Origin of the sequence: Halobaculum rarum (genome assembly GCF_040025155.1) — an archaeon.
Lineage (GTDB): Archaea > Halobacteriota > Halobacteria > Halobacteriales > Haloferacaceae > Halobaculum > Halobaculum rarum.
Genome location: NZ_CP157275.1, coordinates 2,618,138 through 2,632,769, shown reverse-complemented (window position 1 = coordinate 2,632,769; position 14,632 = coordinate 2,618,138). Strand labels below are relative to the sequence as shown.

Annotated in this window: 8 protein-coding genes; 5 read left to right on the top strand and 3 right to left on the bottom strand. The window is 53.3% G+C overall.

Annotated features, from left to right (window positions below; all coding sequences use genetic code 11):
* Positions 1–1,275: 1,275 nt before the first annotated feature.
* Positions 1,276–3,960 (bottom strand): hypothetical protein, encoded by a 2,685-nt coding sequence (locus ABJD39_RS13445; protein ID WP_348609670.1) that lies wholly within the window; start codon positions 3,958–3,960, stop codon positions 1,276–1,278.
* Between the two features lie 1,110 nt (positions 3,961–5,070).
* Here ABJD39_RS13445 and ABJD39_RS13440 point away from each other — a divergent pair.
* Positions 5,071–5,391, top strand: coding sequence for a hypothetical protein (locus ABJD39_RS13440; RefSeq protein ID WP_348609667.1), 321 nt, complete (start codon positions 5,071–5,073; stop codon positions 5,389–5,391).
* Between the two features lie 775 nt (positions 5,392–6,166).
* Positions 6,167–6,349: a DUF7563 family protein gene (locus tag ABJD39_RS15065; RefSeq protein ID WP_431357852.1), complete on the top strand. Its 183-nt coding sequence runs from the start codon at positions 6,167–6,169 to the stop codon at positions 6,347–6,349.
* 822 nt (positions 6,350–7,171) lie between these two features.
* On the opposite strand, the gene ABJD39_RS13435 is transcribed toward ABJD39_RS15065, so the two are convergent.
* Together ABJD39_RS13435 and ABJD39_RS13430 are read right to left on the bottom strand one after the other, a co-directional pair.
* Complete coding sequence (locus ABJD39_RS13435) at positions 7,172–7,480, bottom strand: hypothetical protein (protein WP_348609664.1); 309 nt, start codon at positions 7,478–7,480, stop codon at positions 7,172–7,174.
* Between the two features lie 258 nt (positions 7,481–7,738).
* Positions 7,739–9,130 (bottom strand): right-handed parallel beta-helix repeat-containing protein, encoded by a 1,392-nt coding sequence (locus ABJD39_RS13430; RefSeq protein WP_348609661.1) that lies wholly within the window; start codon positions 9,128–9,130, stop codon positions 7,739–7,741.
* A gap of 567 nt (positions 9,131–9,697) precedes the next feature.
* Here ABJD39_RS13430 and ABJD39_RS13425 point away from each other — a divergent pair.
* The 3 genes from ABJD39_RS13425 to ABJD39_RS13415 all read left to right on the top strand — a co-directional run bounded on the left by ABJD39_RS13425 (position 9,698) and on the right by ABJD39_RS13415 (position 14,292).
* Positions 9,698–9,898 (top strand): hypothetical protein, encoded by a 201-nt coding sequence (locus tag ABJD39_RS13425; RefSeq protein WP_348609658.1) that lies wholly within the window; start codon positions 9,698–9,700, stop codon positions 9,896–9,898.
* Between the two features lie 175 nt (positions 9,899–10,073).
* A complete protein-coding gene (locus ABJD39_RS13420) occupies positions 10,074–13,421 on the top strand; it encodes a PAS domain S-box protein (RefSeq protein WP_348609655.1) in 3,348 nt (1,115 codons plus the stop codon).
* Between the two features lie 553 nt (positions 13,422–13,974).
* Positions 13,975–14,292 carry a hypothetical protein gene (locus tag ABJD39_RS13415; RefSeq protein ID WP_348609652.1) on the top strand — a complete coding sequence of 106 codons (318 nt, stop codon included), beginning with the start codon at positions 13,975–13,977 and terminating at the stop codon, positions 14,290–14,292.
* Positions 14,293–14,632 lie beyond the last annotated feature (340 nt).

The window sequence follows — 14,632 nt, the reverse complement described above, 5'->3', positions numbered from 1 at the left end:
CGCGCTCTGGCTCGGACGACCACTCAACGAGATCATGGAACGAGAAACTCACGGAGGCTCAGCTAATTGACTTCCACCGAGGGTTCGGATAGTTGAGTGCAGTCCGACCGGATGGTGTACCGACAGCGGATTAACCAGAGCAGCACAGGGATCCTCAAAGCAGTCGGAGTTCTTACGATTGCATTGCTTGCGTTGTACAGACACTTTTCGACTTCACGCATTGGGTCGCACAACAAAGCAAGGCGACCCCCATATTATCAAAAGTTATAGAAATTGGTGACCTCCAAACTGTACGTTTCTTCGTGGAACTCAACAGTGTCGGCAATTACTTCGGTTTGCTTGACGGCTTCGAATGAAGAATCCACGTCGCGATAGAAGTCTTGGTGTTGGTGAGCTGCGTGCAGCAGCGCACGACACATCACACAGGCATGTGACACGAACACAGCACACAGGCACGTGTGTGAAACTGTTTTACAGAATTCGTAAGGTGTTGTCCCCTCGTCGGCGCTATTTGGTTGAATTTTCAATCCCCAAATTGTTGTCGAGTCTGTTATACTTCGGGAATGTCGTTAGCGGTTGGATGGTCAGGTCCATCCCACGATGCTACTATTCTGCCCTCCGCGTCGTAGATTGTGAGCGACTCTCCTCGACCAATTGTAGTAACTGGCAAGTCGTCTAAGTCATCGAACTCACTGAGTTTGTGGAAGAAGTCCGAGTCCGTGGGTGCCTTCCATTCATCGAATTTGACCGCGCTGTATTGGTTTCCATCGGGTGCGAGGTCCTCTCGACTCGGAGGGGCAGGCATTACACCCACAATTTAGTTTGCCGACACTATAATCTCCCCGCCCTCAACAACCTGCGGGTACCCCCTTAATTCACAGCAAGTTTCTGATTAGCCTTCTGTATCCTCAATTCAGAACGAGGTTTTTGCCAGGAAACAGCAAATTCGCCCACCAAATTGGCAACTACTTGCTCTGTACTTACCGATGAAGCCAGAATGTCGTTGGGTCGTGTCGCGTTCCCTGTTTCTGTGACACACCACCACGTTTCCTCGACGCGAGGGAGGGTTTGAGGCGACAGAGACCGGAAGAACACGCCTCGATGTCGGCGATAACGCTGTGAGCGGAAAGAGCGACAGTCTACGCGAGCCCGTAGAGTTCAGGACGGTCATTAATGCTGGCTCGAATGGTCGTTCGAGTTGTTTGGATCGATACCAGGGCTACCGGGCAGCGCGACGCACGGTTGACTAAGTTAACCGAGACGCTGATATCCGAGTTATTCAGCACCGTTGATACGAACCGTGTGAGGTTCCTCAGTGAGGTGTGAACCCACGTAGAGGGAGTCTTCCACGGAGGCGACGAGACGATACTGTTGCAGCGAGCCGTCAACGGCTGTGTACTCCTCGCCGTCCCCCACCAACGAAGTCCACTCGCCAGGAACGGTTGCCTCATACCGGTACTCACCCACGTCGGTCAGCAACCCGAGTTCATCAAGGGTAGACCGGTGACGTTCGTACGATGACAAGGAGACATCGGCTTCTTCGAGAATCTCCTTCCGCTGAACCGGTTCGTCACTACGGAACAGCGCTGCCATGATCGACCTAGCGGATGGCGGGAGCCACGGGTAGATACGCTCCGGATCGACGTGACCCACCCCCCTCACGAGGGCGCCCATTCCGATCCGCTCATCTCTCGAAGTTAGTGCGTCCGCCGCGAGCATCATCTCCGAAACGTCAGCAGGAGCAGGAAGAGACCCGTGGTCGGGATCCATGTGTGCATACATACAAAGACGAACAACGGAGTCGAGATCCAGATCGCCGCGGAGGCGACTATCAACACGATCCAACGATGACTCAATGACGCTCCGAAGACTAGAGATATTATTCGTGGTTGCGACTTCGACAGGAATCTCAATACCAAGTTCGGTCCCGTCAGCGACCTGTTCTCTGATCGGCGTCGCTTCGAGTGCCTTCTCGACGTCGTCGCGGAACTCTGTGGCCCCAGGTCCGACGACAACCCAATTCGCGGTCGGATGAGCGAGCAAATCGTCGGGATCGACGATGTCGCTGTATCGATACTTCAGTTTGTCACCGTCCGTCTCCAGGAGGAATCGGCTAGCTGAGTGACCTCGGTACTGGTAGTTCTTCGGGACCGTATTCTGGACAAACTGGATGAACTCTCGATAGCGCAAGTCGTCACGACTCAGTTGGTTCGTATCCGGGATGCGGACGTGCAGCGTCACGTCGTAGCCGGCGGCGTCGAAGAGAGCCGTCGCGGATGTGAGAAGACCGTGCGCCTGCCGCATCGTACGACCCCAGACCTCGGGGTTACCTTTCGACGGAGCGAGCTCTCCAAGGAGGGATCGAGCATGTTTCTGGAGCTCTCGTCGGAGTGTGCTGTAAGTCGTACTCTTCACCCAGCCAACCTGCAGACACCGTCGAAGTTCGTCGAGCGCGTTTGGGCCCGAGAGGAGATCGTCGAGATTCTCTCTGGTGAGCGCTGTGTTAAATGCGAGGTCACTGAGTAAGGTGACTGCACTACGCACGGCAGTAGCGAGTGCGCCTCCCCACTGGACGATCACGTGACTCTCTGAGTCACGCGTACCGAAGTACGCCACTCGCCCATCATCGAACGCGCGGATTGGTTCGTCCACCAGGGTCACGCCATCGGCTAGTTGATTCATCGAGAGTCGGGAGAACTGCGAAGATTCGTCAAGCCAACAATCCGGGAGCGGGAGCTGTCGCGGTTTGGGACCTGTGAGACCTCCCTCGGTTGCTCGCAGAGTTTCCTCGAAGGACTGGCCGACGAGACTAGCTGTGCGACCATCGCCTCCACACACTTTACTTGTATGAGACTGAGGGGGGTGGGTGAGGGAGTCAGTAAGGTCGGTTTGGGTGGGATGCTGAAGGTCGTAATCTTCGGTCAGGAGTTGTTGTGCCGCGTTCCCATCCGATGTCACGAAAACTTCGTTCGACCCACTCGGCTCCAGCACGGTGACGAGCCCACACTCTTCGAGTTCTCGGTAATACCGATCCACCGTACCCGGGGACATCTGGAGTGAGGAGTCGCTCTTGATACTCTCGACGGTCCGGCGCTGGTCTTTAGTTTGCGGAATCGTGGCGAGCAACTCGAAACGCTTGCCTGGAGGGAGTTCGACGACGGTTTCCCACAGTTCGGGATCAACGCGCGGAGGGGCGGGGTCTTTGTCGTCGGTAGCGACCCGTGAGTCCTGTAGTCCCTGAACAGGTCCATTCTGAGTAAGGTGCTCGTCACACCAGTCTGGATGTCGAGTACGGATACTCCTCTCAATGTCAGCACTCGCGACCAACCGGACATCGTACCCGCGCTTCAGGCAGGCAATAGTCTCGAGTGCATCTACACGTAGCCGTCGGCGATTCTCGGTCCAACTAGCCGAGTCCAAATATAGATAAACGACAGGCGTCGCCTCACGGAGGGCGACAAGTGCAGCGGGACCGTCCTCGATATCGTTGATGGTGCTGTTGAACGGATCCCTGCCGAATCCAATCCGAGTCAGTGTCCTGAGAACCGTGCCAAACCGGTCTGTCTGTTGGTTTGGTGGTACTTCTATCTCGTCCACCGTATCACGGTCGGCGTAGGTGGCGAGTTGGGCAGCCGCAAGCGCGTACGTGCCTCTCAAGCCAGTGACGCCGTACTCTTGGAGGTAGTTTCCAACCGGACCTTCCCGTCGATTCTGGATACCGTGTGGGTAGTGTGTTTCAGCGACGCGCTTGGAGGCGTCGTGTAGGTACGGGAGGGACTGTCGGAGGAGTTCGGGGAGCCACTCACTCCGTGCTGTCCCGACAGACTGGAGAGAGATGTCTGCCTCTCGTGAATCTCTCTCGGGAGAGGCGAACGAGAGCGCACCGAATTGGGGAGTCAGGGTGAGTGGCTGTTGGACCTTCGGGAACGACTTCGAGGGGTAGGGTGATGTGGAGGGCATCTCCCCTCTCTTGACATCAACCTCTTTTAAACATTCGTCAAGATTCACCGCTTAGTCAGTGAGTTCGCCTAAGTAGAATTCGAACATATTTATAAGAAATATTATAGTTTCTGTCCTTCTAAGTTTTATCACTTGAGTGAATGCATCATCGGGTAATCCTTGGTACGATCTTGCCGATGATGCAAGCCTATACGACTCCCTATCTTCGCTGTGTGTCACTCATACTCGCGAGAATAGTGCTCGTAAGGTGTTATATGAAATTCTCATACAGGTACCGCGAACCGTTAGAGGGTCAAACCTTCTACTTCATCGAAGATACTCGCAATTTTAGGGTTTTCACGGTGATCTTCTTGAGCGTGAAAACAACACTTCATACGGGTACCGCGGTTTCTAACGACACATTCCGACGTACGGTACCCAAAATTCGCTGTAGGTAGCCCGAAATCGGGTAAAATAATGGTAAATGAATTTACTTCCCCAGATATATCATTCAACTATGATATTATATTTGTTAATACTTGTGAGTGGTAATTGCGTAAGTTGAGAAGAAATGGCTAGGGGATTCACTGCGTTGATTGAGCGAACATCGAGCACTCAGTACACTACTCATCGATACTGGGTTTGATCACGTGAGAGAAAATCTGGCTGCGTTGATACAGGGAGTTGGACGTCCCCCACAAGTCATGAGGGTTATCGAGGACTATGACGACATGAGATATCTAAGCCCCGATGTACCCCTCAACGAATTGCCCGTCCATGGCCGTATCGTCGCCATAGCGTGGGGTCCCTGGCTCCCGTTGTGAGAAGAACCACTCTGCCTTGCTTCGCGTTGATGTTGCCTCTATGCTATGTGGGAAACCGATGTACTACGACTTTCGGTGATAGCGTAATAGTAATTCTGTCCGGATACGAGTCATTGGCAACTGCGATATTCGACTCAATCCCAGTCACAAAGGTCCGAGCATCTCTTCAGGATCGTCCGGATCTCTATGGTTTCATGTGACTTGGTAACTTCCCACATCCCACGTGGTTTAAAAGTATCTGCGTCAATTCTCATTAGCATCTCCAATGAACGAACAATCAATCACTCCAAAATCTAACCGACCAACGATGACAAACCAAACTGACCCACTCGACACTTTCGACCTCGATGAGTACGGCTGGACAAAAACCGACGACGGCAACTACTTCCGAGAAATCGACACATTCAGCAGCGGATGTAACATCTGTGGTGGAACCCAATTCGAGGACCCAGACGCGGACTGGTACTGCCCTCACGAAGGTCAGAAAACCTACAAAGAACGGGTCGTCATCCATTCAGACATAGTCGAGTTCTCTGCAGCCGGTGAACTCATCCGATCGTGTCCTGCAACACCGGAGAACATCAAAGCAATTCTCAGAGACCCATTTTTTCCAAGTATCGGTGAGTGACCTACCCCATGCTCCATGGCTGATGGATCTGCGGCGTTCAGGGTGGGACTTCTTCCTGGCTCGACGACGCAACTTGCATCTACAACAACGGACGCGGAATAGCCGCTTCCGTCAGTAGACACAGTCGTTACAGTCTTTACAGGAGTTTCTTCGGACAGTCTCTACTCTAGATCACTCCACTCAAACTCAACTCCCAGCTCTGCGAGACCAAGCTGCTTGATCTCTAAAGAAAACAGCGAGAGTTCCACGGGTCACCCAACCCGTAGTCGTTTACGGGGGTATTGATCGTCAGTTGAGTGGGCGTCGTACTGCTCTACGGATGGGTCAACGACCGAGGCGTTCCCAACCATGTGATTAACGACCAGCGCCGGGCAGTCGAAACCGTGGTGCTGGACGGCACGACCGTGTGGATCGCCGGCATCGAGCTGGGGGTCGTAAGCCAACAGTTCACTTCACCGCTGTGGTCAGGAATCACCCTCACGTCACTGTGGGCAGCGTTCCCCTCAGGGGATTTCGATGTTGCTCGGCACCGGTTTCGCTGTGTCGGGTGTCGCCGGTCGGGCGTGGGCGGCCGTCCTCGGTGTCTGGTTGTCCAATATGATCATCGGTGCCGTCGCTGACGCTGTCGGACCGCGTGCGTTCGCCCGCGTCCGCTCCGACATTCATCTAAGTCGTTTTAGATCTCGCCGCGATCCAGACTGGTCAGTGTCCACGGGCGCGAAGTGGACCGTTTATTTCGTCTTACCGAGACTGACGTTGACAAGACAGAAAATATATGATATGCCAGCCAAGTGGCCAAACCATGCCGGCTTGTGGTAACTGCGAGGGGTTCGTCACTCAGCGGTATGTGGATGTCTTCGCGCCCACTGGTGCAGATTCTGTCCGTGTCTGTCCAAATTGCGAAGATCTCGTTCGGGACGGCAATGGTGTCAGAGAAGCTCGAAGCAAACGGCAGTGACAGGTTCGTCCTGAAGGACGGACGCTCCTGACTAGCGGTGGATCTTCCTGTCAGGATGCAGGCAGCGGAACCTTCTCCAACAGGATCTCAAGACAATCCTCCAGTTTGAAGCGAATACCACGACGGTTACGATCACGGCCGACGAGAGCGGAAACCGTGCATCAGAGTCGAACCACACCGCTAAGTTCGTGTGCTCAGAGATTGCGTCGTTCACTGCACATCGAACAGAAACTATCTACTTCGTCAATTGATGAAATCTCGATTGTTTCGTCAACTGAATTCTCCTCGACGAATGTCTGGGCCCAGCCACAGTGATCGGGTTCTGCAAAGTGCCACATCTTGTCCTCCTTTCGGACGATTTTCATATACTACGATAAACGGACGATAGAAAATAAGCCTGCCCCTGTGCTTACCGGAGGTACTCACCACATCGAGGCAGGTTCTCACCAGCTGATTTGGACTGAAACAGTCACTAAGTAGACCTGCGAACATCGCCAAGAAATTTGAGGATTGCGGCGAAATACTGTGTATGCGACTCCCCGCAAAGGCCCTCGCTCTCACAATAGCCCTTCTCATTGTCTCACAAGTTTTCGCAGTATACGTTGAGTCACAAATTGCTGCAAGCCTTTCGTGGTTTCTCATCTATGCACTTCTCATCCTTATTCCTCTGACTCTCATACACGAAGGCATCACTCGGTTTTATCGCAAAAACACCTCTTGAGAACGCTCTGTTAACCGTCTGAATGTAGAGACTTGTGATCCGACGCCATGTCTGAAGGTTCACAGGGTGTTGTTGTGCTACTCTATAGCCGAACAATTCGATTAGTCTTGGTTCGGAGTAGTGAAAGCAGCGACAGAGAACACCACAACGACGGGGAAAATGTATATCCAGAGCACGGCCTGCCAGAAGCCCAATAGTACCAACCCGCCCGTCCCGACACCTGTGAGGAGTCCCCGCTGGTAGATGATCCCGGCTGCGCCCACGACTGCGAGCACACCGAGAACCGCGAAACCCGCCAAACGTGTCCACGTATAGCCCGGCTGAAAAAGATAATAACCTAATACGCCGAGAAAAGCGACGACAACCACAACTGTTAGCCCATGTACGATAGAATTTCGCGTGGCTGTCATTATATCAGAGATTCAGTCTATCGTTCGGTAAGTCTTTCCACTGTACTTATCGAAGCGATCCACCGTATTGAGGCGAGTTCTCACCACCAGATTTGGTATAACCGGCCGGAAAGTGGGGTTGCTTATTCACCACACCGTCGGACCAAAACTGTTGAGTTAGTGGTGTACACCTTTCGATGAATTATCAACACGACTGATGGTAGCCACGTACCCTTGATTTGTTCTGCACCAGACTTCAGAATCCGCTACTAGGATGTCTCACGACCACGGGCTTTCCCCACCGGTATGTCCGATGTCATCCCCTTCAGGGGTGTCATCGGAACACGTCGGCTGTTCGATGTTCACCCTCTTCTTCGCCGTGTAATCAAGTTGCTCGGTGAATACGTTCGGTATCACGTTTCCACAGAGTTTCCGTAAATCAGCAGGCCCAATCGGATCGAATCGCCTCTCATTCGGATCAGGATGGCCCGTTCGAAGCATGAGATCGGCATTCTCGAACCCCGTTACGCGATTTCCGTATATCTCGATTCCCGTTCCGATGTCACTGGGTCCAATGGATGAAACGTCTACGTCCTGGAACAAATACCGATTACCCGTATTGATTTGGATTCCGTCCCCGCTTCCATCGTGGAGCTTACACCAGCGGATGGTCGCGTCGAAACTCCCAAGTCGAATGGATGCTGGTTGGTAGTCTTCCGTGTTTTGCGAGCCGCCACCATCAGTACAGTATTCAACGAGAATATCCTGGGTGCCGACTTTTGCATCAACCAGTTCGGAGTGGGGGTGGCCCGCACTATTGTCGATGTGATGGATATGGACGTTCCGTGTCTGATCAATCTCACCCTCCCACGGGTAATCCACCTTGGGGTCAATCGTATCGAAGACCATTCCAGGTGGTGAGCCGAGATAGATAATTTCACCCGCGTGCCGTCCAGGTTCCTCGGAGAGGATCCATGAGGCTCCTGCGAGGCCAGTAATTCGAGTCGGCCCGATTTCGATATCTTTCGCTCTGACAACTCTGATGAGTGCGTAGGCTGAATAGCCAACTGCAGCCGGTGCACACACGATGTCTTCAACGTAATCGTCGGACCCCGGCATGGGACGAATTCCAACTGGATAGTCGAAGTAGGAGGCGGGATCGTCAGGATTGCTGGGGTCAAGTAATGCTTCGAATGTCAGCCCTTCGAGACGAACATGGCTGTGTTTGATTCGAATCCCAGGACGGACTACGGCTGTTTCTGGCCCTGTTATCGTGATTGGCGCGCCCGGTTCTCCACCTCGGATCGTCCGCAACGGTTCCCCCGGTTCGTGCTCTTCGAAATATTCGCCTGGAGCGACTGTTATCCTCTCGGCCGGTCCTACTCTGGTCAGTGCCTCATGAACCGATGCTAACGGCTCCTCTCTCGATCCGGAATTCGAATCATCACCATCAGGAGCAACATAATGGGTTGATTGATTTGGTTCATCTGTTTCTTGCTCCGTCTGCGTCGTTTCGGTCTTCTTCTGCTCAGAGGATTCAGTTTGGACTTCTGTAGGCGTGGAGGTCGAACTTGACCTCGGTTCTCCCTGTCCCGATCTATCACCCTGACACCCGGCTATTCCGACTGCAGTGGCAGTTGAGAGAGACTTCAAGACAGTACGTCGGTTCACGAACGGACATTTCTTCGAGCGAACATAACGATTTCTCCACAGGTGAAAATACTTTTTCGAACGACTTGCACTCGGCCAGTATCGAGCGATTCGTGTGTCACATGTCTTGATATCAGACCTGAACAGTGTGGGCGCGACAAGACAGACACCACCAGCGCCGGCGACGCAATTCCCCTCGTAACAGGCTGCTAACAATGCGGGATCCGGGTGTATCTCAGGGAGACCGCGGCGTGAGAAGGACTGGGAGCTCCTGACATACTCCATGTACCGCCGCGGTCAATCCGTTCCTACGAGGTTCCTGTCAGGCTGCGAGTAGCGGAACCCTCTCCAACAATATCTCAGTATTGACCGCCGAGAGTTATTCCACTTCAGAAAGGTGTTCCAATAGCCGTGCGAGATTACAGAGAAATTAAGCACGACGATGTTTCCCGATTGAGATCACTCACTATAGATTGTGGGTGTATTGTGCGGTTGTGATAGTTTTCTCCCGTCAAATCCTCTTGTCGTAAAGAGCATTCTATACTCAAATGCCAAAGGCCAACCGTCGCTCTCCCGTACCATCAGTTAATGAGCGAGTCGGAAGACACGACCATGAGGCCAAAAATATCAGTTGCAGTTGTAGAAAAGTCACACACGAACGAAATCCCCGATAATATTGACTCTGAACTATATACGACTGAAAGACCAGAGTCATCGTTGGTTGAGTTTGCGGCTGAGCCTGACGGTGAGCTGGCAGAGGCTCTCAGGCGGAACGGATTCGACGTGTGAAGTAACCCACTGTTGATCGCTTGTTCTGTTGGGCTAGCTTTGTTGAAATCCTCAAAAAGTGACAAGTCCCGGCGTTCGTTCTGAATTCAGGGCGCGTATTCAACATGGTACAGTCGTTCAGACGGGGTGATTTACTGGTTTACTTAAGCCATGGCGTCTTGGAGTGTGACTATGTATGAGCGCGACGAGTGACACGATCTATGTCCTCCATGTCGATGATGAGCCGAGTCTGTGCGAGATGGTTGGGACGTTTCTGGAACGCGAGGATGACCGAATCAGCGTTCGGACCGCGACGAACGCCGACGAAGGGCTGGAGCTTCTATCTACCAACGAATTCGACTGTATCGTCTCTGACTACGAGATGCCAGGCCGGAACGGTATCGACTTCCTTGAACTTGTACGAGAGGACCATCCAGATTTGCCCTTCCTACTCTATACGGGAAAGGGATCAGAGGAAGTCGCCAGTGACGCCATTTCAGCGGGCGTCACTGATTACCTCCAAAAGGAGAGCGGGACGGATCAGTACACGATTTTAGCGAACCGCATTACCAACGCCGTCGCGCAAACCCGTGCAGTCCAGGAAGTTTCACAAACACGAGCGTACTTCGAGACAATCCTCGAACACGCATCCGACTACATCATTGTCGTGGACGAACACGCCCGAATAGACTACATCTCGCCCGCAGTCGAACGAGTACTGGGCTACACACCCGAGAACTTGCAAGGTACCGATGCGTTCGAACACATCCACCCAGAGGATCTGGCAGCCTCATCGGACGCGTTTGCCGACCTTCTTGAACAACCAAGCCAGGAACACACAATCGAGTATCGCGCTCGCCACGCGGACGGCTCATGGCGCTGGCTAGAGGTGCGAGGACGGAACCGCCTCGACGATCCGGTTATCGAGGGCATCATCGTAAGCGTCCGTGACATCACTGAGCGGAAAGCCCGTGAACAGGAACTCCATGAGAAAGAACGCCGCTACCAGGCCGTGTTCAATGATCCAAATATTCTCGTCGGCATGCTCGATACTGATGGAACAGTCCACGACATCAACGAGACGGCCTTGGAGTATGTCGATGCTGACGACGCAGATGTCTTGGGTGAGCCGTTCTGGGAAACACCGTGGTTTACGGGTGATGAGTCAGTCAGACAGGAAGTTCGTGACGGGATCGATCAGGCGGCTGCTGGCGAGTACGTCGAGTTTGAGTTTGATCTCTCCGCCTCGGTTGGCGAGCGGCTCGTCGTCAATGGTGTGTTCCGACCGGTGCGAAACGACGCGGGTGAGGTTGTCTCGTTGCTGATATCTGACCGTGATGTCACCGAGCAGAAAGAACACGAGCGGCGCCTAGAGCAGTATGAGAAAATCGTCGAAACGATGGACGACGTCGCGTTCGTCGTCAACGATGCGTGGACCGTCGAGTTCGCCAATGAATCGATTTTAGAGTACGTTGCTGGTCCGCTCGATGCCCTCGAAGGACAGCCCGTGATGCACCTTGCCGAGAAGTATCTCCTCGAAGCGGATGCTCCTGCACGACTCGAGCAGGCACTCGAACGCACGTTCAAACGAGCGCGTCCCCCGGGGTCACCGGAGCGATTAGAGTTGACGCTCGATACGAAAGACGAACAGGTGACGTTTGAGTATCAACTTTCGCCACTCGTTGCCGACGGAGAGACAACCGCCGTGGTCATCACGATGCGAGACATCACCGAACGAAAACAGCAAACAGAGCGATTCCAAGCGTTCATCGAACACTCGTCGGACGTCATCACCGTGCTCGACCCGGATGGCACCTACCAGTATCAAAGCCCATCCAGCGAACGCATCACCGGCTACGAGCCCGAGGAGTTACGTGGCGAGACCGCATTTGACTATATCCATCCGGAGGACCGCGATCGTGTGCTGGAAACGGTGAGCGAGGTCGTTGCCGACTCGGAGATGACCCCAACCATTGAATACCGCTTCAAGCACCAGGACGGGTCGTGGCGCTGGTTCGAATCGATTGGCAACAATCAGTTGACCAACCCCGCCATCGAGGGGGTCGTCGTGAACAGCCGAGACATTACTGAGCGAAAGCAACAAATGGAGGAAATCGAGACGCTCAAAGACCGTCTCGAATTCGCAATCGAAGGCGCAAACCTCGGCGTGTGGGATTGGGACATGACCACCGATGAAGTAGAGTTTAACAACCAGTGGGCTGAGATGCTCGGCTACTCGCTTGCCGAACTCGAATCCCACCTCAGTGCGTGGGAGACACGCGTTCATCCGGATGATCTCGATGCTGTCACTGCTGCGCTTGATGCGCATATCGACCAACAAACGGAGTACTACGAGACCGAACACCGAATGCGAACTGCTGAGGGTTCGTGGAAGTGGATTCGGGATATTGGGAAAATCGTTGCGCGAGATAGCGATGGTGAGCCAACACGTGCTGTTGGAATCCACCTCGATATTGATGAAACCAAGCAGTCCCAACAGGAACTCGAACAGAAAACCAGGGAGCTAGAAGCGCTAACAACTCTACTTGAAGCGCAGTATCAGACACTATTCGAGGAGGCACCCGTGATGGCGGTCGTTACACGAACAGAGAACGGCCGACCAGTTATCGAGGACTGCAACAACCAATTCGCAGACACGCTTGGATTCGAAACAGAGACGCTTATTGGAAGGGAACTCGCGGAATTTTACACGCTAGCCTCGCGGAAGGCACTAATCGAGGGTGGTGGCTATGAACGGTCCTTGAGGGGTGCGTTCACCAGAGAGTCTCGTGAGTTGGTGGCTGCTGACGGGGAGGTGGTGGAGACCGTGTTGCGGTCAGTCCCACGAAAGGACGGAGCCGGTGAGGTCGTTGGGACGCTGGCGATGTACATTGACATTACGGAGCGCGAAGAAGTAAAGCGAGCGAATGAGCGGTTAGAAGAGTTTGCGAGTCTCGTCTCACATGATCTTCGGAATCCATTGAACGTTGCATCGGGGCGTCTGGAACTAGCACGTGAGGAGTGTGAGAGCCCGCATCTAGAGGCTGTTGGGCGAGCGCACGGCCGGATGGAAACGCTCATTGTGGATATGCTCACGTTGGCCCGGGAGGGAGAGACTATGACTGAAGTTGACGCGGTCGATCTTGCAGCTGTCGTTGCGGGGTGCTGGGAGAACGTTGAGACAGCGGAGGCGTCGTTGGTTCTCGAAACTGAGCAGACGATCGTGGCTGATGAACCGCGACTCAAACAACTCTTTGAGAATCTGATTCGGAACGCGGTGGAACACGGTGGTAGTGCGGTGACCGTCACGGTTGGTGGCATGGCGGATGGCTTCTACATTGAGGATGATGGGCCAGGAATTCCAGAGGCTGATGTTAAGACCGTTTTTGAAGCCGGGTATTCAACGAATTCCGAGGGAACCGGATTCGGACTACGCATCGTACAACAAATCGTACAAGCCCACGAGTGGAAGATCAACATTACGAGTCGCTCAGAGGGCGGTGCTCGGCTCGAAATCACCGGCGTCGAGTTCGCTGCTGAATAGATCCTCTGTATCTCGCACGCCGTTTGTGACAGGTAATAGGTAGAACGGTGATTGCGGTGGTACCGGTGTCATCTGTCCTTTCCGAAGCGATCCACGGTATTGAGGCGGGTTCTCACCACCTGATTTGGTCTGAAACAGCCGTTCAGTAGGTGTGCAGATTGACCGAAGGTTATTCAGGAGACAGCCAGTATCAAGGCGTACCCATGGCCCTCCCTTTGCCGGCAGTCATCACTTACAGTTTCGTTGCTGCTGCTGTCGTCGGCCTCACTGCTAGCTTCTTCACCGACCGTATTTCCGTGAGACAGGCACTTCTCTTGGCGATTTGTACTACAATCGGTATGGCAATCGGGACGATGATGTGAGCAGCGTACTCACGTTACAGAGACCACCTACAAAGATCCACCATTTACGCCGAGAGATGAATTTCTTCACTCTCTGGAGGGAGCTTGCTCGAATGCTCTCTATTTGAGAGTTTACGATAAAACACGTTCTACTAAACTGGTTCTCTATCTCTCACCAAAACTTGCTTGTCAGTCCCAGTTGACGATTCTGTATGGCCCTCCCCGCAGTGCTCGGTATTCCGGATTCGACACTCGGTATGGTTCTTGGAGCCGCCTGGTTGGTTGTTCTTGGAGTCGCCGTGTATCAATACGTGAGCGGCAATCGGTCGCGCGAACAGGTCTATATGGTGGTGTGTATGGGTTCGTTCTGGCTAGCGTACAGCCTGTTACAGGTTTCAAATACTGTCTCGGGGACAGGTGAGATCGGTATCGTGATTCTCGCTGCTGGATTGTTCCTTGTCGGTATCGGTGCCGGTCTGCGATGGCGAGAAATCCGCAGCTCGGGCACAGAGGAAAGCGCAGTTACATGAGAATGGGATCTCGGAGGCTCTGTTGAAATTCTGCAGCTGATAGAGTGGAGGGCCACCCTTCCCACCGAATTCGCGGATCCGCTGCGAAAATGGCGTCTCAGAAAATCCCAAGACGACCAGAGAATTTCAACAAATCCCGCTTAGAGTAATCCTGTTATGCCGATGATTAGAAGAGACACACCGAATCCTCGAAAAAGCCAGCTAGGAGGATTGGACTTTTCAGATTGATTGGATGATGAGTGCCGAAGGAACTCAAAGCCGAATCTATGAACTTTCCGAGGAATGGAAACGTAGGCAATACCGAGGATTGTAGCTGTAACGTATCCAACTTGCCATAGAA